This window comes from Thioalkalivibrio sp. HK1, assembly GCA_000583135.1.
Lineage (GTDB): Bacteria > Pseudomonadota > Gammaproteobacteria > HK1 > HK1 > HK1.
Genome location: JFBG01000014.1, coordinates 40,204 through 61,907 on the forward strand (window position 1 = coordinate 40,204; position 21,704 = coordinate 61,907).

Below are 21,704 nucleotides of genomic sequence, written 5' to 3' on the forward strand. Positions count from 1 at the left end.
GACGAGGAGCGATGCCGACCGAGTGTCGGCCCGCTCCCTCGTTCTTTTTCCTGGAATAAAGCGCCTTCGGGCGCAAGTGCCCGATATCGGTGAGTTTCGAGCGATCGAGCCCGATCGGCTCGGACCTCAGTGATCGAGAGCCTCGCCCACCCGCAGCCTTCGACAAGGGATCGACTCGATGCTCGCTTTCATCATCCGGCGTCTTTTCCAGTCTCTGCTCGTGATGGTGGCGGTGGGATTCATCGCATTCTCTTTGTTCAACTTCGTCGGCGATCCGGTCAACAACATGGTCGGGATCGATGCCACCATCGAAGAGCGCCAACGGATGGCGGAATCCTTGGGGCTCAACGATCCCTTCCCGGTGCAGTTCGCGCGCTTCGCCGCCAATGCCGTTCGGGGGGATTTCGGCCAATCCTTTCGCCTTTCGGTCCCGGTGGAGGATGCCATCGCCGAGCGCTTGCCCGCGACCTTGGAACTCGTCTTCGTCGCCGCCTTGCTCTCCCTCGCCATCGGGGTACCGCTCGGGGTCTATACCGGATTGCACCGCAACAGCCCCCTGTCGCGACTCCTGCTGACGGTCTCCTTGATCGGCATCTCGCTGCCGACCTTCCTGATCGGCATATTGCTGATCCTCGTCTTCTCCGTATGGCTGAATTGGCTGCCCTCCTTCGGCCGCGGAGAGACCGTGGATATCGGCTGGCAGAGCAATCTCGTCTCGCTCGACGGTCTACGCTCGATCATCTTGCCCGCCTTGACCTTATGTCTTTTCCAGCTGACCTTGGTAATGCGCTTGGTGCGGGCCGAGATGCTCGAAGTATTGCGCACCGACTACATCAAATTCGCCCGCGCCCGGGGGCTGACCAACCGCGCCGTCCATTTCGGCCACGCCCTCAAAAACACGCTGGTGCCGGTGATCACCATCACCGGCTTGCAGATCGGCAATCTGATCGCCTTCGCCATCATCACCGAGACCGTCTTCCAATGGCCGGGGATGGGCCTGCTCTTCCTGCAAGCGATTCAGTTCGTGGACATTCCGGTGATGGCCGCCTATCTATGCTTGGTGGCCTTCATCTTCGTGCTGATCAATCTGGTGGTCGATCTCCTTTACTACACCATCGATCCCCGTCTTCGCATCGACAAGCGCGTGCACGGTCAATAACGATGCCATTCACTGACGACCACGAGCGGCGGCAACCGGGGACGACGGATCTCGCTGCCGCGGCCGAAAGCGGCGGGACCCTCGCCCGAGCGCGAGATCGTTTGCACCGCTTCGTCGACAGCGATGTTTTCTACAGTTTTCGGAAATCACCGATCACCGTGGCGGCCTTCGCGGTGACCTTGCTGTGCTTCGTCTGCGCTTTCGGGGCGCCGTGGATCGCCCCGCACGATACCAACGATGTCGCCACCTTGGATCTGATGAACGCCGAGCTGCCCCCGGTATGGCTCGAAGGAGGGGATTGGCGATATATCCTGGGGACCGACGATCAAGGACGCGATGTGCTCTCGGCGATCATGTTCGGGATGCAGGTCTCCCTGATCGTCGGCTTTGCCAGCGTCATTTTCGCCATGGTGTTGGGGGTCGGCTTGGGTTTGATATCGGGCTATGTCGGCGGTCGCCTCGATCACTTCATCATGCGGGTGGCGGATGTGCAGCTCAGTTTCCCCTCGGTATTGGTGGCCCTGTTGCTCTTCGGTTTCGCCAAGACCGTGCTGCCCCGAGGGATGCAGGACGATGTGGCGATATTGGTGCTGATCTTCGCCATCGGCCTTTCCAGTTGGGTGCAATTCGCCCGCACCGTGCGGGGCTCGACGATGGTGGAGAAAAACAAGGAATACGTTCAGGCGGCGAGGGTCATCGGGCGGCGTCCGCTGCCGATCATGCTGCAACATATCCTTCCGAACGTGATGGGGCCGGTATTGGTCATCGCCACCATCAATCTCGCGTTGGCGATCATCACCGAGGCCACGCTTTCCTTTCTCGGGGTCGGGGTGCCGCCGACCCAGCCCTCCTTGGGCACCTTGATCCGCTTCGGAAACAACTTTCTCTTTTCCGGTCAATGGTGGATGACCATCTTCCCGGGAACGGCATTGGTGGCCCTCGCCTTGGCGGTGAATCTCCTCGGCGACTGGCTGCGCGACGCCCTCAATCCGAAACTGCGATGAATACCCGCGCCCCGGTCCTCGAATCCGCCGGCAGCGCGAAAGCGCCGGTCCTCCAAGTGGAAAACCTGCGGGTGGAATTCCCGACCCGGCGCGGCACTCTGGTGGCGGTGGACGATATCTCGTTTCGGATCGATCCCGGCGAGGTCTTGGGGGTGGTCGGGGAATCCGGAGCCGGAAAATCCCTGACCGGGGCGGCGATCATCGGTTTGCTCGAACCCCCGGGACGCATCGCGGGCGGACGCATCCTTTTTGCGGGCGAGCGCATCGACACCTTGGGTCGGCAAGAGATGCGCCGTTTGCGCGGGCGCCATATCGCGATGATCTTCCAAGATCCGCTCACCTCCTTGAATCCGCTCTACACCATCGCTCACCAACTGATCGAAACCATCCGAACCCATCTCGATATGAGCGAAAGGGCCGCCAGAAAACATGCGATCGAACTGCTCTTCGAAGTGGGGATCCCCGATGCCGGGAAGCGGGTCGATGAATATCCGCATCAATTTTCCGGGGGCATGCGGCAGCGGGTGGTGATCGCCCTCGCCTTGGCCGCCCACCCCCGATTGATCATCGCCGACGAACCGACCACCGCCCTCGATGTCTCGATTCAGGCCCAGATCATCACCTTGCTCAAACGCCTGTGCGTCGAGCACGGGACCTCGGTCATGCTGATCACCCACGATATGGGCGTCATCGCCGAGACCGCGGATCGGGTGGCGGTGATGTACGCAGGCCGGATCGCCGAGATCGGGGCCGTGCAACAGGTCATCTTGGGTGCCATGCATCCCTATACCCACGGACTGATGGGCTCGATCCCGATGATCGATCGCGATATGGATCATCTCGTGCAGATCGACGGCGCCATGCCGCGGTTGACGGAAATCCCTCCCGGCTGCGCCTTCAGCCCCCGCTGCAAAGAGGCGATGCCCACCTGCTTCTCCGAGCGACCGGATCTGGCCCGGGTGGGCGACGCCAAGGTCGCCTGTTGGCTCTTCGAAGGCGACGAAAAGACCGGGCGAAGGAGCGAGGAGGCCAACGCGGCGGGCAAAGGCTCGGATCCGGATGCGGCGAGACTCGAAGCCGAGGCGAACAGCGATATCGCGGATCGAGCGAAAGAGCGAGCGTCTGCGGGCGCAAGCGATATCGATCGAAAAACCGACGAGATCGAAGGACGAACGGCGACCATGGCCGATGGCACCGACGATATCCTTGTTCAGGTCAGCGATCTGGCGCGGGATTTCGATATCTCGCCTCCCCTTCTCAATCGCATCTTCGAAGGTGGCAAGCGATCCGTGGTCCAAGCGGTGGATCGAGTGGATTTTTCGATCCGAAGCGGGCGCACCTTCAGTTTGGTCGGGGAGTCCGGCTGCGGAAAATCCACCGTCGCTCGCCTCATCGTGGGGCTTTATACCCCTTCGGGGGGACGCATCGAATTCGAGGGCCGGGATCTGGCTCGGATCGACGGACGAGGCGAGATCGAAGGCATCCGCAAGCGCATGCAGATGATCTTCCAAGATCCCTATGCCAGCCTGAATCCACGCTGGCGGGTCGAGGATATCATCGCCGAACCGATTCGGGCGGGCAATCTGCTGCAAGGGCGAAAAGCGATCGATGCCCGCATCGCCGAACTCTTGGTGCAAGTGGGTCTTTCTCCCCTCGATGGCAGAAAATTCCCCCACGAATTCTCCGGCGGACAACGCCAACGGATCTCGATCGCCAGAGCGCTGGCCAGTCGCCCGGAATTCCTGATCTGCGACGAACCGACCTCGGCTTTGGATGTCTCGGTCCAGGCTCAGATCCTCAACCTGATGAAATCCTTGCAAAAAGAACTGGGACTCACCTGCCTGTTCATCAGCCACGATCTGGCGGTGGTGCGACATATCTCCGACGAAGTCGGGGTGATGTATCTCGGGCGACTGGTCGAGTGGAGCGATGCCGCCACGATCTTCGACGCCCCGATGCATCCCTATACCCGCATGCTGCGAGATGCGATCCCCGATTTGAAGATGACCGGGCAAGATCGCATCCCGGTAGCGGGAGAGGTCCCGAGTCCCTTGAACCCTCCCTCGGGATGTCATTTCCATCCCCGCTGCCCGCATGTCGAGGAGCGCTGCCGAAGGGAGATCCCGCAATCGACCCGAAGAGACGGTCGGCTGGTCGCTTGCCATGCCTTCGAGGAAGGAAGACTCCCGCCCTCGAAATCCTCGATACCCGACGACTCGATCAGGAATCCCGAATGAGCATCGATATATCCCTCGATTTGAACGGTGACGCGGTATCGGCGACGGTCGAGGAACGAACCCTGCTGGCAAGCCTGCTGCGCGATCGTTTCCGCCTCACCGGCACCCATATCGGATGCGATACCAGCCAGTGCGGGGCCTGCGTCGTCCATGTCGACGGGCGCTCGGTCAAGAGCTGCGCGATGCTCGCAGTCCAGGTCGACGGCTGCGAGGTGCGCACCATCGAAGGGCTGGCGAGCGATGGCGTCTTGCATCCGATGCAACAGGCCTTTCAGGATCATCACGGCCTGCAATGCGGCTTTTGCACCCCGGGCATGATCATGAGCGCATTGGATCTCGTGCGGCATCATCCGCAGCCGGACGAGGCGACCGTTCGTCGCTGGCTCGAGGGCAATCTATGCCGCTGCACCGGCTATCACAATATCGTCAAGGCGATCATCGCCGGGGCCAAAGAGATGCAAAAAGAGATGCAAAAAGCCGATCGCCCCGATCCTACGGCGGCGATCGATTAGCGGCATCTTTCGCCTTGTTCGAACGGCGATCCCGTCCAAGAGAAAAAACCATGTATTCCTTCGGCTATTTCCGCCCCTCTTCCGTCGAAGAGGCCCTGACCAAACTGAACGAGGCCCCCGAAGCCAAGATGCTGGCCGGAGGGCAAACCCTCTTGCCGACCATGAAGCAGCGCCTCGCCCGCCCCTCGGATCTGATCGATCTTGCGGGCATCGAATCGCTGCGCGGGATCCGGCGCGAGGGCCATCGGATCAGGATCGGGGCCATGGTCCGGCATTCGAAGATCGCCGAATCGAGCGATATCCGCCAATCCCTCCCGGGATTGGCGGCCCTCGCTGCGGATATCGGGGATCCCCAAGTGAGGAATCTCGGCACCATCGGCGGCTCGGTGGCGAATGCGGATCCGGCGGCGGACTATCCCGCGGCGCTGGTCGCTCTCGATGCCATCGTCCATACCCACGCCCGCGATCTGCCCGCCGATACCTTCTTCACCGGCATGTTCGAAACCGCCCTCGACGAACGAGAAATCATCACCGGAATTTCCTTCCCCCTTCGCCCCTTGTGCGCTTATCGAAAATTCCCCAACCCCGCCTCGCGCTATCCCTTGGTCGGCGTCTTCATCGCCCGCGCGCTAAACGAGGCGGGCGACCATGAACGGGTGAGCGATGCGGTGCGAGTGGCGGTCACCGGTGCCGGATCGAGCGTTTTCCGGGTGAGGGAGATGGAAAAAGCGCTTTGCGAATCCTTCACCCCGGAGGCGATATCCGAGATATCGGTCGCCGCCGACGATCTCAACAGCGATATTCACGCCGGCGGCGAATATCGGGCTCATCTCATCACCGTCATGGCGATGCGGGCCGTTGCCGATATCATCGCCGCCCGATCAAACCCGTCCTTGGTTCGATAACGATCCCCGCCCGAGAAAAACCATGACCCGATCCCGACCCGCTCCCCGCTTCTTCGTCGCCGCCCTCGTCTTGGCGATCGCTTGGCTATCGATGCGCCCCTTGTCCGCACAAACCGTCGATATCCAAGGACCGCCGACGAGAGCCCTCTTGGTCGAGCTCTTCACCTCCGAGGGCTGCAGCAGCTGTCCTCCGGCGGAGAAATGGCTCAACGCCTTGAAGGATCGAGACGATCTGTGGCAACGGGTGGTGCCGATCGCATTGCATGTGGATTATTGGGATTACATCGGCTGGCCGGATCGATTCGCCACCTCGAAGAACAGCCTCCGCCAGCGCACATACCGCAAGGACGGGCTCTCTCGCGGGGTCTACACCCCCGGACTCTTCGTCGGCGGACGGGAATGGCGGGGTTGGTTTCGAAACCGGGAACTCGATCTCGCCGAGGCCGGAAAACGGATCGGATCGATCCGAATCAAGGCCCGAGACGGGCATTTCGAAGCGAGTTTCGAGGCTCTTTCCCCGGCGGTGATCCAAGCCCCGGCCCTGGATCTGCATATCGCCCGCATCGGCTTCGATCTCGAAACTTCGATCCTCGCCGGAGAAAACCGCGGCCGCACCTTGCACCACGACTTCGTATCCCTTGGCCGAAGCGTGCATCGACTCGTGCGCACCGATGACGCCGGCGATATCTTTTGGCGAGCCCGAGGAGCCCTGCCCGAAGCGATCGTATCCGCCGAGCGAGAGGGGATCGTGGCTTGGGTGAGTCCGGCGGGAGAACTGCCTCCGATTCAAGCCGCCGGCGGCTTGTTCGACATCGAAGGGAACAAGGAGATCGCCGATCGGGGCGATGCTCTCGATTCGCCCACCCCAAGGCTTCGTACTTTCCCCGGACTTTGAGTATCGATCGGAATCGTCGGGGATATCGAGAGGCCTTTCGGCAAGACATAAAAAAGCGCCTTCGAAAAGGGGCGGATCATCTTCGCCGGCCCATCTTCGAAGGCGATTCGAGTGATACTCGGCGCAAGCGGTGCTAGATCAGTTGTCAAGGGCCCTCTCGTCAATCGATCAGCGACTTCAGTTCCAAGGCCTTCTCCCTCGGATCGAGGCGATCGATCTGCCGACTGCCGCTGCAGATATCGATTCGCAGGTCGTCCTCGTCGAGAAATATCATATAGAGCGAACCCACCTCCATCCTCACCCCGCAATCGCCACCGCCCATCCCGGTGCGAAGCGTTTCCCGATCCCCGATCTCGCCCTTTATCCGATAACGGGGCTCGAAGATCGCCTCGACCCGCTCCCACTCGTCCATGAGACCTGACGCTTCACCGTCGGCGGCGGATGCCCCTGGCGAAACTTTCGGCTCGATGATCCTCGCCTCCATCAAGCGCCCGATGAAAATGCGAGCGGATCGATCGACATGCTGATCGAGGGTCGCCTCCACGCAACTGCAAGCCAGCCCCGAACGGGGGGCGAGGGCCAAAACCGCCAAGAGCGCAAAAAGCGCATGTCCCTTCCATCGTTTCATTTCAGCCTCGCTCTTTGAAACGTTCGAATCGCATCGCAAGGCGATCGCGATGCGGACGATCTTGCATCCTCTCGGGAAGCGATATCTTCGTACCTTGCAATCCTACCAACGAATCCAGCATCGGAGCATGATCGTACCCGCTCAATCGCTCGGATAGATGCAAGCGATAATCGGCATCGATACCGATCAAATCCTCCTCGAACGCCGCATGATGCATCCTCGAAAGCAGCAATCCGTCTCGCACCTCGAAATGGGCGATGCGATCCGTTCGGATCGGCAAGATACGCGCCACCTCCACCAACTTCGCATCTCGCAGGCGCGATATGGCACAGCGATGGTCGTATGCTTGGCTGACCGCCATCTTGAACCATGTATCGTGCAGGCGCCGTTTATATAAAGACAGGGCGTAGCGGCGTTGACTCAAGTTAGGGGCGGGCAATATCTCTTGATCCGGAAGACCGAAGGAGATGCCCGCTTTGAATCCATCGGCATCCCAAGCGGTGATATAGCTCGGCATCAACACCTGATAACGCCCGGGGGCGACCCCTAAAAAGTAGATGATCCGGATTTCATTTTCCATCGCCGCGCGAAGATGACGATTTTGCGCCCGCTTCGGATCGCGGCTCATGAAGGCGTAATCCAGACTCTCTTCGCTTTCGAATACCCTTTTTCGGATATCTTGTTGATCGTCATACCAAACGCGTCCCCCGGGCCTGGGGAAGACGGTTTTGATCGAAAGCAAAAATCGCATCCTCGCCGGCTTGTGGATCCCCATCTGCGGATGAACGATGGTCATCCGCTGCCCGCCGAAATCGAATCCCCTCCTCAGCTCGATTTCCTCGATACAACCGTCTCGATCGACATTGTGGCGAACATGACGAAATGCCGCCCTTCGAATCACGGCATCGGGATCGTCTTCGATCATTTCAAAGCCCCCCATCGACGCTTTTTTCCGGCCTCGAATCTTTGTTTCACACCCCGAAGTTCACGGTGATCGGATGCCCTTTTTCATCGAGGCATGCACGATGAAAGGGCGATGAATTCCCCCGCAACGATTGTAATGATATGTTGCAATCCATTTTCTTTGCAGAGAAATAAAATGCAAGCCCCATCTCCCGGCGATCGCATCACGCTACGGGATGTATCGGATTATTTGAATTTGAAGACCGATCACATCCCCAAGGTCGAACGAATGCTCCTTGGGGAAGCCGCCCGATGATCGAAGATCGATTCTGTATCGATACCAGCGCATTGATTCATGCTTAGGGCTCCTATCCTATCCGGAATTTTCCGTCCTTTTTTAAATCGCATCGACGACCTCATCGATGCGGATCGACTATGCGCATCCATCGAGGTCCTGAACGAAATAAAAAAACGCAATGACGGTCTGTTGAGGTGGGCCAACGAGCGGCTTTCGATATTTGTCGATATCGAAGGAGACGATCTGCAGATCAAAGTTGCGGATATCCTGCGTCGCTACCCTCGCCTTGTCGATACCCGCAAGAATCGTTCGGCCGCCGATCCCTTCGTGATCGCCGTTGCCGGCCTTGGCGAACCCCCTTTCGTGGTCATCACCCTACAAGGCCCGACCAACGTTATCGAAAAGCCGAATATCCCCGATGTATGCGTTGATATGGGTCTTGATTGGATTTCCGATCGTGGACTTGATCGTTAGAGAGGACTGGCGCTTTTAGATCGCCCATCTCCGGTGATCGGAAGAATAGCGATAGCGATCAGCCGATCCAAGCCAGGTCAGGGCGCCGCTCATGCCATCTCGTCATGCGCTCGAAGGTGCGGCCGATGCGCAAGATGCCGGCTTCGTCGAAAGGTCGTCCGTAGATCATCAACCCCACCGGGAATCCCTTCTCGGTATATCCGCAAGGGACGCTCAGCCCGCAAAGATCGAGGATATTGCCGATCGTGGTATTCCTGAGCATCTGCAAATTGAACCTTGTATAGTCATCGAGGCTGCGCATCGCCTCCTCGACCGACGGCGGCGGGATCATCACCGTGGGGCAAAGCAGGGCGTCGATATCGGCCAGCCTGTCGAGCGCTCGCCGCCGCAATGCCTCCCAAGAGCGCACCGTCTTGATATATTCATGGGCCGGGATATCGCGCCCCCTTTCGATGCGACCGGCCACCACGGGATCCACCTTGGCCCCCTCGGATTCGAGCAGATCGGCGTAGACGGAATAGGCCTCGGCGGCGATGATCAGGCCTCGAGGATTGAGCTCCATGGCTTGGGTGGCCTCGTCGAAATCGATATCGACCACCCGAGCGCCGCATGATTCGAATGTGGCAATGGCATCTCGCACGCAGCGCTCGACCTCCGAATCGCAATCATCGAAAAAGACCCGACGGGGCACGCCGAGAACGAGATCCTTCGCCTTGCGATCGATCTCCTTGGAAACGCTGCCGAAGGTGCGCCCCGAGGTGGTGGGATCGTCGGCATCCGGGCCTTGAATCGCATCGAGCACAAGGGCCGCATCCATCGTTCGGCGCACCAAGGGACCGACGGTATCGAGGCTGTGGCTCAAGGGCTGCACCCCGGCTCGGCTGACCCTGCCGACAGTGGTCTTGAGTCCGGTGATCCCGCACACCGCCGCCGGGATGCGCACCGATCCGCCGGTATCGCTGCCCAAGGCCATCGGCGCCATCCCCGCCGCCACCGCCACCCCGCTGCCGGAACTCGACCCCCCCGGCACATGAGGGAGCGCATGCCATGGATTGTGCGGGGTTCCGTGATGGTGATTGATGCCGACCCCGCCGTAGGCGAACTGCACGGTATTGGTCTTGCCGAGCAGCACCATCCCCGCCCGATTCAAAGAGGCGACGACCGCGCAATCGCGCTTTGCGATATTGTCTTCGAGCAATGGAGAGCCGGCGGTGGTGGGCAACCCCGCCACATCGTAAAGATCCTTGGCCGCATAAGGAATGCCGTGCAAGGGACCCAAGTCGACACCCGCTTCGAAGAGATCGTCGGCGGCCTTGGCCTGCGCCAACGCCCGCTTCTCGCATACGAGCCTAAAGGCGTTGAGGCGGGGATTTCGTTCATGGATGCGGGCGAGAAAATGCTCGGTGATCGCAACCGAAGTCAAATTCCCCGCACGAAGATCCTCGGCCAGCGAAGTGCAGGTCTTTTCGTGGATATCCTGTTCGATGGGACGGTTTTTCTCTTTGGACATTTCATCGCTCCCGATCTTCGATAGGCCTTATCATCAATCGTTTTTTTCGTGATTCGAGCGCAAAGGGGGTAGCCGAGAAAGAAGGCGGATCCGACCTCCACGAGCGATCCCGCTTAGGTCGCTATCAACCGCAAAACCACAAACCCCGGTTGGGGATCACGAGGCGAACGAAGGAGGCCGACTCCAAAGCATCGACGGATCGACTATCCCCGGGGACCGTCGATACCACATACCAATGTGCAAGATCCATCTTGCGCTCGAAATGAATCCCCTCCATCGCATTCAATGCCGCTTCGAAATTCTCGCCCGATATCCCGTCCTCGACCAACGTTGCATATTGCGCACGGCCGTCGATGACATGCCCCGAGGCCCCGAAGATCGCAAGCTGCGATTGGGCGTAGATATCCAACACCCGAAGACCGAAGGATCCCACTCCATCGAAAAGCCCCGCCCCCAAACCGAAGGCGAAGAGGAAGGGCACCCCTGCCATCAACAGCGGGCGACGAAGATCGAAAGGCGACATCCGACGACGAGAAGCGTTCGGGGGCTCGGATACCGGGTTCGGCGGCACGGAAGTGAAAGAGGGATCGGACATGGCGTTCGCAGTCTACACCGCTTCTTTTCGTTTCCTTTTTGCGATGCCCGATCCGATGCCCGCCTCTTAAGTCACTCATCGACGGTGCATGAGACGAGGCTCGGCACCGGACATGGTCGATAGGCCTTCGACGATCGCTCCATGAATACCGAGCGAGGGCGCTTTTCAACGCTTGGTCTTTCTTTTCGACGACGGCGGGCGGTCGGAATCGAAAAGATCCGCCAGCTGCTCCATCACCGTCCCCCCGAGCTGCTCGGCATCGACCAAGGTCACCGCCCTTCGATAATAGCGGGTGACATCGTGGCCGATCCCGATGGCCAGGAGCTCCACCGTATTTTGGCTCTCGATGCGCTCGATCACCTGACGCAGATGCCGCTCCAGATAGTTGCTCGAATTGACCGAGAGGGTGGAATCGTCCACCGGGGCTCCGTCGCTGATGACCATCAAGATCCGCCGCTGCTCGGGGCAATCCAGCAAGCGCCTATGGGCCCATTCCAAGGATTCGCCGTCGATATTTTCCTTGAGCAATCCCTCTCGCAGCATCAACCCCAAATTGCGCCTCGCCCGACGCCATGGTTGACTTGCGGATTTGTAGATGATGTGACGCAGATCGTTGAGTCGCCCCGCATTGCGCCTCTTGCCCTGCGCAAGCCAGCGCTCGCGGGATTGCCCTCCCTTCCATGCGCAGGTCGTGAACCCCAAAATTTCCACTTTGACCCCGCAGCGCTCGAGGGTCCGGGCGAGGATATCCGCGCTCATCGCCGCCACCATGATCGGCCGCCCACGCATCGAACCGGAGTTGTCGATCAGCAAACTGACCACCGTATCGCGAAAACCCGTCTCGGTCTCGATCTTGTAGGACAGGGAATGGGCGGGGTTGGCAACGATCCGGGCCAAGCGGGCGGTATCGAGATAGCCCTCTTCCAGATCGAACTGCCAAGAACGCACCTGACGCGCCAGCAATCGACGCTGAAGGCGGTTGGCGAGCTTGCCGATGACGCTTTGCAGGTGCGTCAGCTGCTGATCGAGGGTGGAGCGAAGCCGGGTGAGTTCATCGGTCTCGCAAAGCTTGGAGGCATCGACGATTTCATCGAAATCGGTGCAGTAGGCGTGATAGTCCTCCGATGAATTCCGGTTCGCCGCGGGCGGCGATGGAAGGAGGGCTTCGCCGGCATCCCCGCTACCCTCCTCGTCGAGATCGATATCCCCGATCTCGGCGATATCCGCCTGCCCCTCTTCCCCCTCATCTTGGCCGGCATCGCCCGCCTCCAGGCTCTCATCCCCGCCGGGAAGCGACTGCGCATCGCCTTCGCCGGCATCGCCTTCCTCCTGCGCCCCGGATTGATCCTCGTCCGAGTCTTCCTCGCTTCGATCCTGCGGCGGATCGACCTGCTCCTCGGGGAATCCCAATCCCAACAGCAGCCGGCGCATCTCCTTGGCATAAGCTGCCTGATCGTCGACATGATCCGCAAGGGAGGCGAGATCGATCTCGGCCAAGGAGTCGATACGGGCGCGCCACTTCGCAAGGCAGCGATCGGAATCGGCGAAGGCGGCGGAGGCGGCCAAGGGCCGGCCGAGCATCGCCTCTCGCGCCAACAAGGCGATCATTTCATCGGCGGGCAAACGATCGCTTTCGGCGGTGGCCTCCGGCGCACCCTCCGATTCCAGCTTGCGAAGGTGAAAGGCCAACGCGGCATCCAAGTTGACGGCGACCCCGGCCATCGAGCGCGCCCCGATGCACTCGTACCGAGCCTTTTCCAAGGCATCGTAGATACGGCGAGCCGGAGGGGCTGCGGGCAAGCGGCGGGCATGGAGAGCCGAATCGTGATGGCGCTCCTTCAAGGCTTGGGAATCAGCCTGCCCTCGAGCCCGCTCCACTTGATCCCGGGGCAACGAGGCATCGAGGCGATCGATCCTGACCACGGTTCCCGAAGCGGTTCGATCCTTGGCGGATCCGCCTCGACCACCGCCGCTCTCGCCTGCGTACTCGACCTCGAGGGCCGGGTTTTGCCCCAGCGCCCGCACCGCGGCCGACGCCGATCGCCGGAATTCATCGAGTCGATCATCCTTTTTGGGATCGACGGCGCGAACCCGATTCGAGCGCTGCTTGACTTTCGTGCTCATGGCAAATAATCGGTGGGAATTTTGTTCTTCGGCAAAATCGCATCCGGCGCCGAGCCGGTGGCGCCAAGGAAATCCGCGAGCGATACGATCCTCGGCGGCCAAGGGTCGGTCCGATGCATCGGGCTCGGTGATTTCAATTCAACTTGGCCTCGACACCGGTCTCCGCAAGCTCGGTATCGAAGCAACGCTGGTAGTACTCGGCGAAGATCGGACGCTCCACTTCGTCGCATTTATTGAGGAAGGTCAGCCGGAAAGCGAAATCCATACTCCCTGCGAAAATGCGAACGTTCTGCGCCCATGTGATCACGGTCCGCGGACTCATGACCGTCGACACATCCCCGGCGGCAAAACCCGATCGGGTGAGCGCGGCGAGTTCGACCATCGCTGCGACCTGTTCGCGGCCCTCGGGGTTGTCGTATTCCGGAGCCTTGGCGATGACGATATCGCACTCCGCTTCATGGCGCAGGTAATTGAGGGTCGCAACCAGACTCCAACGATCCATCTGTCCCTGATTGATCTGCTGGGTTCCGTGATAGAGCCCGGTGGTATCGCCCAAGCCGACGGTATTGGAGGTGGCGAAGAGGCGAAAGGCGGCATGGGGATGCAGCACCCGCGATTGATCGAGGAGGGTGAGACGACCCTCGGCCTCCAAAACTCGCTGGATGACGAACATCACATCCGGCCGACCGGCATCGTATTCATCGAAGACTAAGGCGCAGGCGTGCTGATAGGCCCAAGGAAGAATGCCCTCGCGAAATTCGGTTACCTGCTTGCCGTCTCGCAGCACGATGGCATCCTTGCCCACCAAATCGATACGGCTGATATGGCTATCGAGATTGATGCGAATGCAAGGCCAGTTGAGCCTTGCCGCGACCTGCTCGATATGGGTGGATTTACCGGTGCCGTGATATCCCTGAATCAGCACGCGGCGGTTATGGGCGAAACCGGCGAGGATGGCAAGCGTGGTATCGGGATCGAAACGATAGGCGCTGTCCACATTGGGAACATGTTCGGTGGCTTCGCTGAAGGCCGGCACTTCGAGATCGCTATCGATATTGAAGGCCCGGCGCACCGAGACCTTGGTATCCGGCAGATGCCGAGGGGTGGATAGCGAAGTGGAAGGGGTCGTCGATGACATGGATTTTTCGGCTCGCTTTGGATAAGTGTCGGTCGACACTGCAAGAATTTGGAAGGCTTGTCGGAAAAGATCCGAAGTATCGGTGCGTGGATAAAACGACACCCCGTCCCCGATCCCTTAAGAATAAAGGCAAAGAGCCCTCGGCGCATCCATGGATCGCCGAAGGCGACGATGCGCGATGCCTTTGCGAAAGACGATGGTGCAGGGGATCGAACGGATCTCGATATCGCTTGGAAGACGAACTTTTTTTCGGGGGTCTTTTTTCGAATTCCCGGTGGATTTCCTTGACACTCCCGATCTTCATCCGCCACCCGCGGCCTTGCACGATCGGTCGAATCATCGAGCGATCGATGACAGGCCCCGAAGGAAGGCATTATCATTGCCTCGATACCGATTCATCGCTTGGATCGCATCGTTGCCGAAAAGCGCCGGAAAGCGCGAAAACGCTTTTTTACCCCTCATCGGAAGAAGGATCGCCTTGACCACCTCCTCCATCGATTCTTTCGGCCCCGATGCACGATATGGAGCCCATATCGAGGCGAAGGACAAGCGAGATCGCCTCGTGCGGGCCGTCGGTTGGTGGCTGATAGTCTGCGCCGGCCTCGTCAGCGTGATGGTCGTCGTCGGGGGGCTGACCCGCCTGACCGGATCCGGCTTGTCGATGGTCCGGTGGGAGCCGATCTCGGGGACGATCCCCCCGATCGGCGATCACGCTTGGCAGATCGAATTCGATGCCTATCGCGCCTCCCCCGAGTACCGATTGATCAATCGCGGCATGTCCTTGGAGGATTTCAAGGGCATCTTCTGGATGGAATATGCGCACCGGCTACTCGGTCGCGCTCTCGGCCTCGCCTTCGCCCTTCCCTTCCTCTTTTTTCTCGTGCGTCGGGCAATCCCCCCGGGGATGATCTTGCCGATCTCGGGTTTGTTCGTGCTCGGCGCCGCGCAAGGATTCCTCGGCTGGTATATGGTGAAAAGCGGGTTGGTGGACGAGCCTCGGGTCAGCCCCTTGCGCTTGGCGGCACACCTCGGATTGGCCGCCGCCATCTTGGTCGGGCTCTTGGCGTCGGGATTGCGAATCCTCGCCCCGCAAGCAAGCGCCCTTTCGAGGACGCGATCGGCCACCCCCGCAGGGACTTCGAGGGGCTTGGGTTTCTCACCTGGGTTCGCGCCGAAGACCGCACTCGCTCGGCGCTTGACGATCGCCGCAACAGTGATGGTCTTTGCGACCTTGATCGTCGGAGCCATCGTCGCCGGCCTCGATGCCGGGTTGGTCTATCCGACATTTCCGAAGATGGGGGCATTTTGGATCCCGCCGGGGATCCTCGATCTCTCCCCGTGGTGGAATAATCTTTGGGAGAATCCGGTCGCCGCCCAGTTCGTCCATCGCTGGCTGGCGATGCTCACCGTCTTGTCGATCGCCGGGGCATGGGTGGCGATCGTCGGAATCGAAGGTCGCCGCAAGGTCCGCTCGATGGCCCACGCCTGCCTGCTGATGGCCTTGCTGCAAGCGGGATTGGGGATTTCCACCTTGCTGCTCCATGTCCCCATCGCCGTCGCCGCCGCCCATCAATTCGGAGCCATCCTTTTATTGAGCGGCCTCGTGGCCTTGATCCACTTTCTCCCGGGATCATCCGAGCATCCGGCATGATGTCGGGGTGAATCGACGATGTACGAACTGCTGATCCTGCGCCACGCCAAAGCCACTTGGGAGGCATCGACCTCGGTGGATTTCGAGCGTCCGCTCTCGGAGCGAGGACGCAAAGAGGCGCTCAAGATGGGGCGCCATCTCGAACGATCCGGCTGGTGGCCGGATACGATTCTATGCTCGAGCGCGGTGCGTACCGTGCAAACTCTGGATCGGATCACGCAAGGGGCGGGGCGCTCGCAAGCCGGCGTTCTCTTCGATCCGAAGATCTACGGAGCCGAACTCGACTATCTGCTCACCCTGCCGGGGCGACATGCACATCAGGGGACGCAGCGGCTGATGATCCTCGGTCATAACCCGGGGCTCGAAGATCTGCTCGTCCATCTCGTAGATGCCGTGCCGAAAAAGACCAAACTGCTGCCGACGGCGACTTTGGCGCGGTTGAGGCTTGCGCGCATCGATCCCCTCGAACCCGCCTGCGCTACATTGCTCGATCGGGTGCGAGGGCGCGAACTCGAGGATTGATCGAAAAATCCCGAGGCTCGTCCAACGCCCGATTCTCATCGATCGTTCGACCGAGCCCGATGAAATCGAAAGGAAGAACGGGAATCGCTCGTTGGTTTCGGTTTGGTTTCGGTCGCGACGTGGTAATATAGTCCCCAACCCGAGCGCCGGGCATTGTCCCTGTCCGGGGTTGGCGGCAGTTCCGTGCCGATTCCACTGATTCAATGCGAAGGAGACTTCACGTGCAAACCAGAATTCCCCGGTGGGCTGCCACCGCGTGCGCTGCGACGCTGCTGACCTTGGGGGCGGGCTGCGCCTCTATCGAACAAGTCAAGATGCTCGAAAGCCAAGTCGAGGGCTTGATGGAAGATATCACCATGGCCGAGCGGGATATCGCCGCCGCCGAGAGGGAAGCCGCTCAAGCGAGGGCCGCTGCCAGCAAAGCCGGTGGCACCGCCAGCAAAGCGCTCGGTGTCGCCCAAAGCGCTCAAACCAGCAGCGAAAAAATCGAGCGGATGTTCGAAAAAGCGATGATGAAGTGATTCGCCGATCTTGAATCTTGAAATTCCGACGTAAAGAGAGGACGTAAAGAGAGAAAGCCGAACGAGCGATCATCGAAGTCTTGCCTGCCTTCGCACTCGGTGGAGGAACCGACGAGGCGGGCGGTGATCGGACGTTAGGTCGAAAGAATCCGACTTTCGATTCTCGGTGCGGCCACCTTATTCGGCCGCTCTTTCGATTGAATGGCGTCCTATCGGATCGAAGATCGGTTTTTTGTAGATGCCATTCTTTTGCCGGAAATTCGGTCTTCGTATCGTTGCCCGACAATGCCGCCACCCTCGTGGCGGCATCGTTTTTTAAAGTCAAGAGCCGCTCGAACCGTCGGAGGGAATCCTCGGATCGCTCGATCGTCGATCGAAAAAAACGCACGCTCTATCTATCAAGCATCGGCGATCAATCGATTTTCTCGTTGCGAGCGATATAGAACTCATAACCGTAAACGTTTGAGAATCGACGACGCATCTCGATCTCCCGGCGCTCGGCGGCGATCACCGCCAAACCCGCCTCATCCTTCGCATATTTTTCTTCGAGAGCGGGCAATCGCGCAAGAAGCGGGGTGTAGTACGGCTCCCACCAAGCGCTGTCGGCCACAGTGAAGTGATCGATCAATCGATAGCCGGCCGCTAAAATGCGCTCGGCCGCCCCCGCCCGATCGGTCATATCCGGATATTCCTCACCGAAAAAGGCGGCGATATCCGGCGGTCTATCGTCGGTCAGCCACACAAGTTCCGAAACCGCAAGACAGCCTGCGGGCTTGAGCAGTCGCTTCCACGCCGCCACGGCGTCGGCAAAGCCCATAATATAAGCGGACCCTTCCGCCCATATCAAATCGAAGGAAGCATCGGCGAAGGGCATGTCCTCCATGGACATATCGATGGGCGAGATACGATCCGAAAGACCGGCCCGGGCGGTGCGCATCTCGAGGGCATCGAGATAGGGTCGATGGGTGTCGATCGCGGTGATCTGCGCCCCGGGAAGGGACTCGGCGAGCACGAGGGTCTGCGCCCCGGGTCCGCAGCCGATATCGAGCACCGCCGGATGGGGGCCGAGCGAACCGCACGCCGCCAAGGCTCGACGGGTGGCCATGCTATCGCCCGGCCCTTGGCGCGGCAGATCGCGATGCACGTCGAAAAAGGCGGCCGGCAGCTCATCGATCATCGATAGATCCTCGCCAATCTGGGCTAGGCGACGACGCCACCTTTCGACGATCGGGAAATAACCCGAAGATCGGCGCAAAAAAACGCCGCCCCCTAGCCCTCCAAGGGTCGATGGCGAAAAACGATGGAGTCGCGCCAAGGCCGCCGACACCCTCGCCCGCTTGGCGTGAACGAGCGCAACTTTCGGGCTCGCCGAAGGACTTCCTCCATTCTTCCTTCTCGATCTTTTTTCGAAAGCGCACCGAAGAAGAAGAAGGCTCTTTATCGATCGATATTCATAGCACCGCAAACGCCGAAAAAAGGGATATCAAGCAGATATCAGGAGACCCCATCTTCTTCGGCCGGCGGGCGAAATCCGATCGAAACCGGGGTTCCGTTCGCCAATATCAAGCTTCTTCGTACCAAATCCCAATCCACTTCGAGAGATGCCATCCCCTTCGGCAGCAAGCGATGCAGGGCCTCGACGGCCTCCGAGAGATCGGGTTTCGCTTGGGCTTCGTCCACCTTGGCCTCCGGATGGACTTCCATATAGAGCCGATCCCCTCGCCAGCCCATCTTCACCCTTTGATTGACGAGGTTGACGGGCATCCCCTTTTCGGCAAGGGCATATAACTCGGGGATATCCTCGGGATAGAGGCGGATGCATCCGTGGCTGACCCGCATCCCGATACTGAAAGGGCGGTTGGTTCCGTGGATCAAGTAGGCGGGCAACCCGAGATAGACCGCATGGCTACCCAAAGGATTGTCGGGCCCGGCGCGCACGACCTTGGGCAGGATATCCCCTCTGGCGGCATGCTCGTCGCGGATGGATTTCGGCGGATACCAGTTCGGGCTCGCCTTCTTGCGAGTCACGGTGGTCTCGCCCAACGGGGTCTCCCACCCGACCCGACCGATGCTGATCGGGAAGGTGCGCACGGATTTTCCATCCTTGGAATAATGGTAGATGCGCATCTCGGGGACATTGATGACCAACCCCCGCCGCGGAGCGTTCGGCAAAACGAAGTGCACCGGCAGCTGAACCGGAGTGCCCTCGCCGGGGATCCATAAATCCACCCCGGGATTGGCGAGCTTGATCTCTTCGAGTCCCATGCCGAAACGGCGCGCGATATCGAGCAGGGTATCCTCATAACGGGCGCTATGGATCGAGGTCTCGCCGATCACGGATTGATCGCCCTCGGGGAGATCCCAAGCGTTGACCACTCCCCATGCGGGCTCGGATTCGGTGGTTTCATCGACGGCAACCGTCGCCCCGACGCTTCTCATTCCGATCATCGTCAGCATGATCGCCGCCGAAACGATCACCATCGAGATCGCTTCGAATGCTTGCCCGTTCGCACTTCTCATTATCCGATGCTCCCTTACACGATCCGTCCGACGACAAAGTGCGCCACCGACTCTTGGCCAAGTATACGCATTCGCCCGATCCGATGATCCGCGATATCGCGCGAGCGATCCGACGACATCGGCGATATTCCAAAATGCTCGATTTCAACGATCCGATGCTCGAAAGCGATAAATCATCCCTCGATGGGCAATCCCCGCATCGAGGAATTCATCGCCGACGGCTTCGAATCCGAGTCCTTCGTAAAAACCGATCGCATGGGTCTGGGCGTGGAGATAACAAGAGGAGTGCCCCTTGTCGCGGGCCACCCTCAACAGCAGACGAACCATGCGAGCGCCGATCCCCCGACCCCGCCAAGGAGCGAGCACCGCGATCCGTCCGATATGGGCATCGGGAAGCATGCGAGCGGTCCCCACCGCCGTCGATCCGGCGCAGGCAAGGATCTGCACGCATCGATCGTCCAAGCCATCGATATCCTCGTCGACCGAGACCCCTTGCTCCAAGGTGAAGACCGTATGCCGTACGGCTTTGATGGCTTCGGCGGCTTCGTTGTAATCGTGGATATCGATCGAAATCCCGGAACGATCCCCCGCCTCGTCCGGATCGGAAAAGGAGGAGTCGGATACTTCGATGGTCGAGTCTTGGCTCACGATGGCACCTCCTCGATTTCATGATGGCGAAGGGGGGAATTCTCGATCAAAAAGCGATGCATCGACAACCGAATTTTCGATGATCGACGGGCGCGAAATCCGAAAAAACCGATGGACGAATCCGCAACCCTTACCATTGCCCCGAGTCTTTTCGAAAAATACCTCGAGCGGGCGAGCGGATCGGTGCCCTTTCAAGGCTCGGTTCGCCAAAAGCGCGCGATACCCTCCTTACGCTCTTACGCTCACTCGAAGTCGAAAGCATTCCATCCGAAACATCCACAGGCGAAACGGGAGGCGACGATGCCCCGAAGGATTGCGGTCATCCCCGGCGACGGGATCGGCAAGGAAGTGATCCCCGAGGGGATACGTGCCTTGGAAGCGGCGGGCAAGCGATACGATATCGAATTCGAGTTCCGAACATTTCCTTGGAGCTGCGAAACCTTCATCGACAGCGGCCGCATGATGCCGCCGGACGGACTCGATATCCTGCGCGATTTCGACGCCATTTTCTTAGGAGCGGTGGGATTTCCCGGCGTTCCCGATCATGTCTCCCTGTGGGGGCTGCTGATCCCCATCCGGCGCACCTTTCGACAATATGTCGCATTGCGGCCGGTACGCCTGTTGCCCGGAGTGCAATCCCCGTTGCGCGCAACGCAAGCCGGGGATATCGACTTCGTGGTCGTGCGCGAGAACAACGAAGGCGAATACTCGGATATCGGCGGTCGGATCAATGCCGGAACCGAGGATGAAATGGTCATGCAAGAAAGCGTTTTCACCCGACGCGGCACCGATCGCATCTTGCGCTACGCCTTCGAGTTGGCATCGAAACGCCCCGCCAAACACCTCACCTCCGCCACCAAATCGAACGGCATCAAACATACCATGCCCTATTGGGACGAGCGTTTCGCGGCGATGGCCGCAAAGTATCCGCAGGTGCGCACGGATCAATATCATATCGATATCCTGGCGGCGCATTTCGTGCTCCGCCCGGGCTCCTTCGATGTGGTCGTGGGCAGCAATCTCTTCGGGGATATCCTTTCGGATCTGGGGCCGGCGGTGGCCGGGACCATCGGCATCGCGGCTTCGGCCAATATCAACCCCGAGCGTGAATATCCCTCGATGTTCGAGCCGGTCCATGGATCCGCACCGGATATCGCCGGTCGGGGGATCGCCAATCCCATCGGGCAAATCGCCTCGGGGGCGATGATGCTGCGACATTTAGGCTGCGATGGCGCCGCTTCGGCCATCGACCGGGCCATCGAGAGGGTCCTCGAGGAAGGGGAATTCCTCACCCCCGATATGGGCGGAGAGGCGACCACCACGATCTTGGGCAAACGTATCGCCGAGGCCATCGAATGAGGGAGTGAGTGAGCGAGTGAGCGCTCGCTTCGCTCGATGCGATGACTGAAAAATCCTTTTTCCCGGTCGCCTCGGCCGCGCTTGGCCATAAGATCTCGCTT

The 21,704-nt window shown here is 59.9% G+C and carries 20 protein-coding genes; 11 read left to right on the forward strand and 9 right to left on the reverse strand.

Going from position 1 to position 21,704, the window contains the following annotated elements; all coding sequences use genetic code 11:
- Window positions 1–178: 178 nt before the first annotated feature.
- The 6 genes from BF99_RS0105245 to BF99_RS20265 are packed head-to-tail and all read left to right on the forward strand — an operon-like array spanning window position 179 to window position 6,712.
- Window positions 179–1,159 (forward strand): ABC transporter permease, encoded by a 981-nt coding sequence (locus BF99_RS0105245; protein WP_025770046.1) that lies wholly within the window; start codon window positions 179–181, stop codon window positions 1,157–1,159.
- A gap of 2 nt (window positions 1,160–1,161) precedes the next feature.
- Window positions 1,162–2,163 carry an ABC transporter permease gene (locus BF99_RS0105250; RefSeq protein ID WP_025770047.1) on the forward strand — a complete coding sequence of 334 codons (1,002 nt, stop codon included), beginning with the start codon at window positions 1,162–1,164 and terminating at the stop codon, window positions 2,161–2,163.
- Entirely contained in the window at window positions 2,160–4,400 is a 2,241-nt protein-coding gene (locus tag BF99_RS0105255; protein ID WP_025770048.1) for a dipeptide ABC transporter ATP-binding protein, read from the forward strand. The genes BF99_RS0105250 and BF99_RS0105255 overlap by 4 nt, the downstream gene beginning before the upstream one ends.
- Window positions 4,401–4,420: 20 nt before the next feature.
- Window positions 4,421–4,912, forward strand: a complete 492-nt coding sequence (locus BF99_RS0105260) for a (2Fe-2S)-binding protein (protein WP_306699571.1) — start codon at window positions 4,421–4,423, stop codon at window positions 4,910–4,912.
- A gap of 50 nt (window positions 4,913–4,962) precedes the next feature.
- The gene (locus BF99_RS0105265) at window positions 4,963–5,817 is read left to right on the forward strand and encodes an FAD binding domain-containing protein (protein WP_025770050.1); all 855 of its coding nucleotides are present in this window, start codon (window positions 4,963–4,965) and stop codon (window positions 5,815–5,817) included.
- A 22-nt stretch (window positions 5,818–5,839) separates the two neighbouring features.
- On the forward strand, window positions 5,840–6,712 hold the full coding sequence (locus BF99_RS20265) for a DUF1223 domain-containing protein (RefSeq protein WP_025770051.1): 873 nt from the start codon (window positions 5,840–5,842) through the stop codon (window positions 6,710–6,712).
- Window positions 6,713–6,872: 160 nt separating this feature from the next.
- On the opposite strand, the gene BF99_RS0105280 is transcribed toward BF99_RS20265, so the two are convergent.
- On the reverse strand, window positions 6,873–7,340 hold the full coding sequence (locus BF99_RS0105280; protein WP_025770052.1) for a hypothetical protein: 468 nt from the start codon (window positions 7,338–7,340) through the stop codon (window positions 6,873–6,875).
- 1 nt (window position 7,341) lies between these two features.
- Window positions 7,342–8,265, reverse strand: coding sequence for an HNH endonuclease (locus BF99_RS0105285; protein ID WP_038097399.1), 924 nt, complete (start codon window positions 8,263–8,265; stop codon window positions 7,342–7,344).
- 333 nt (window positions 8,266–8,598) lie between these two features.
- On the opposite strand from BF99_RS0105285, the gene BF99_RS0105295 reads away from it, so the two are divergent.
- Complete coding sequence (locus tag BF99_RS0105295) at window positions 8,599–9,015, forward strand: DUF4411 family protein (RefSeq protein ID WP_025770055.1); 417 nt, start codon at window positions 8,599–8,601, stop codon at window positions 9,013–9,015.
- 58 nt (window positions 9,016–9,073) lie between these two features.
- Here the strand turns inward: BF99_RS0105295 and BF99_RS0105300 are convergent, their stop codons facing one another.
- The 4 genes from BF99_RS0105300 to cobS all read right to left on the reverse strand — a co-directional run bounded on the left by BF99_RS0105300 (window position 9,074) and on the right by cobS (window position 14,382).
- Window positions 9,074–10,525, reverse strand: a complete 1,452-nt coding sequence (locus BF99_RS0105300) for an amidase (RefSeq protein ID WP_025770056.1) — start codon at window positions 10,523–10,525, stop codon at window positions 9,074–9,076.
- A gap of 124 nt (window positions 10,526–10,649) precedes the next feature.
- Window positions 10,650–11,120, reverse strand: coding sequence for a hypothetical protein (locus tag BF99_RS0105305; RefSeq protein WP_025770057.1), 471 nt, complete (start codon window positions 11,118–11,120; stop codon window positions 10,650–10,652).
- 165 nt (window positions 11,121–11,285) lie between these two features.
- A complete protein-coding gene (locus tag BF99_RS0105310) occupies window positions 11,286–13,244 on the reverse strand; it encodes a cobaltochelatase CobT-related protein (protein WP_038097402.1) in 1,959 nt (652 codons plus the stop codon).
- Window positions 13,245–13,377: 133 nt separating this feature from the next.
- Window positions 13,378–14,382 carry a cobaltochelatase subunit CobS gene (cobS, locus tag BF99_RS0105315; RefSeq protein WP_025770059.1) on the reverse strand — a complete coding sequence of 335 codons (1,005 nt, stop codon included), beginning with the start codon at window positions 14,380–14,382 and terminating at the stop codon, window positions 13,378–13,380.
- A 478-nt stretch (window positions 14,383–14,860) separates the two neighbouring features.
- Here cobS and BF99_RS20270 point away from each other — a divergent pair, with 478 nt between their 5' ends.
- The 3 genes from BF99_RS20270 (at window position 14,861) to BF99_RS0105335 (ending at window position 17,076) form a co-directional block, all read left to right on the forward strand.
- Window positions 14,861–16,033 (forward strand): COX15/CtaA family protein, encoded by a 1,173-nt coding sequence (locus tag BF99_RS20270; RefSeq protein WP_231471311.1) that lies wholly within the window; start codon window positions 14,861–14,863, stop codon window positions 16,031–16,033.
- 18 nt (window positions 16,034–16,051) lie between these two features.
- The gene (locus BF99_RS0105325) at window positions 16,052–16,555 is read left to right on the forward strand and encodes a SixA phosphatase family protein (RefSeq protein WP_025770061.1); all 504 of its coding nucleotides are present in this window, start codon (window positions 16,052–16,054) and stop codon (window positions 16,553–16,555) included.
- Window positions 16,556–16,776: 221 nt separating this feature from the next.
- Window positions 16,777–17,076: an Lpp/OprI family alanine-zipper lipoprotein gene (locus BF99_RS0105335; protein WP_197019050.1), complete on the forward strand. Its 300-nt coding sequence runs from the start codon at window positions 16,777–16,779 to the stop codon at window positions 17,074–17,076.
- A gap of 412 nt (window positions 17,077–17,488) precedes the next feature.
- Here BF99_RS0105335 and BF99_RS20275 read toward each other — a convergent pair whose 3' ends face one another.
- The 3 genes from BF99_RS20275 to BF99_RS0105360 form a co-directional block, all read right to left on the reverse strand.
- Complete coding sequence (locus BF99_RS20275) at window positions 17,489–18,253, reverse strand: class I SAM-dependent methyltransferase (protein ID WP_038097404.1); 765 nt, start codon at window positions 18,251–18,253, stop codon at window positions 17,489–17,491.
- 317 nt (window positions 18,254–18,570) lie between these two features.
- Window positions 18,571–19,596 carry a L,D-transpeptidase family protein gene (locus BF99_RS20280; protein WP_025770065.1) on the reverse strand — a complete coding sequence of 342 codons (1,026 nt, stop codon included), beginning with the start codon at window positions 19,594–19,596 and terminating at the stop codon, window positions 18,571–18,573.
- Between the two features lie 144 nt (window positions 19,597–19,740).
- Window positions 19,741–20,244, reverse strand: a complete 504-nt coding sequence (locus BF99_RS0105360; RefSeq protein WP_025770066.1) for a GNAT family N-acetyltransferase — start codon at window positions 20,242–20,244, stop codon at window positions 19,741–19,743.
- A gap of 300 nt (window positions 20,245–20,544) precedes the next feature.
- Here BF99_RS0105360 and BF99_RS0105370 point away from each other — a divergent pair, with 300 nt between their 5' ends.
- Window positions 20,545–21,603 carry a tartrate dehydrogenase gene (locus tag BF99_RS0105370; protein WP_025770067.1) on the forward strand — a complete coding sequence of 353 codons (1,059 nt, stop codon included), beginning with the start codon at window positions 20,545–20,547 and terminating at the stop codon, window positions 21,601–21,603.
- Window positions 21,604–21,704: the final 101 nt, after the last annotated feature.

Coding starts and splice junctions, on each gene's coding strand:
- BF99_RS0105325 (WP_025770061.1), top strand. CDS start 16,052: ATGTACGAACTGCTGATCCTGCGCCACGCCAAAGCCACTTGGGAGGCA.
- BF99_RS0105300 (WP_025770056.1), bottom strand. CDS start 10,525: ATGTCCAAAGAGAAAAACCGTCCCATCGAACAGGATATCCACGAAAAG.
- cobS (WP_025770059.1), bottom strand. CDS start 14,382: ATGTCATCGACGACCCCTTCCACTTCGCTATCCACCCCTCGGCATCTG.
- BF99_RS0105310 (WP_038097402.1), bottom strand. CDS start 13,244: ATGAGCACGAAAGTCAAGCAGCGCTCGAATCGGGTTCGCGCCGTCGAT.
- BF99_RS0105245 (WP_025770046.1), top strand. CDS start 179: ATGCTCGCTTTCATCATCCGGCGTCTTTTCCAGTCTCTGCTCGTGATG.
- BF99_RS20265 (WP_025770051.1), top strand. CDS start 5,840: ATGACCCGATCCCGACCCGCTCCCCGCTTCTTCGTCGCCGCCCTCGTC.
- BF99_RS0105295 (WP_025770055.1), top strand. CDS start 8,599: ATGCTTAGGGCTCCTATCCTATCCGGAATTTTCCGTCCTTTTTTAAAT.
- BF99_RS0105265 (WP_025770050.1), top strand. CDS start 4,963: ATGTATTCCTTCGGCTATTTCCGCCCCTCTTCCGTCGAAGAGGCCCTG.
- BF99_RS20280 (WP_025770065.1), bottom strand. CDS start 19,596: ATGAGAAGTGCGAACGGGCAAGCATTCGAAGCGATCTCGATGGTGATC.
- BF99_RS0105370 (WP_025770067.1), top strand. CDS start 20,545: ATGCCCCGAAGGATTGCGGTCATCCCCGGCGACGGGATCGGCAAGGAA.
- BF99_RS20275 (WP_038097404.1), bottom strand. CDS start 18,253: ATGATCGATGAGCTGCCGGCCGCCTTTTTCGACGTGCATCGCGATCTG.
- BF99_RS0105285 (WP_038097399.1), bottom strand. CDS start 8,265: ATGATCGAAGACGATCCCGATGCCGTGATTCGAAGGGCGGCATTTCGT.
- BF99_RS0105255 (WP_025770048.1), top strand. CDS start 2,160: ATGAATACCCGCGCCCCGGTCCTCGAATCCGCCGGCAGCGCGAAAGCG.
- BF99_RS0105305 (WP_025770057.1), bottom strand. CDS start 11,120: ATGTCCGATCCCTCTTTCACTTCCGTGCCGCCGAACCCGGTATCCGAG.
- BF99_RS0105280 (WP_025770052.1), bottom strand. CDS start 7,340: ATGAAACGATGGAAGGGACATGCGCTTTTTGCGCTCTTGGCGGTTTTG.
- BF99_RS0105250 (WP_025770047.1), top strand. CDS start 1,162: ATGCCATTCACTGACGACCACGAGCGGCGGCAACCGGGGACGACGGAT.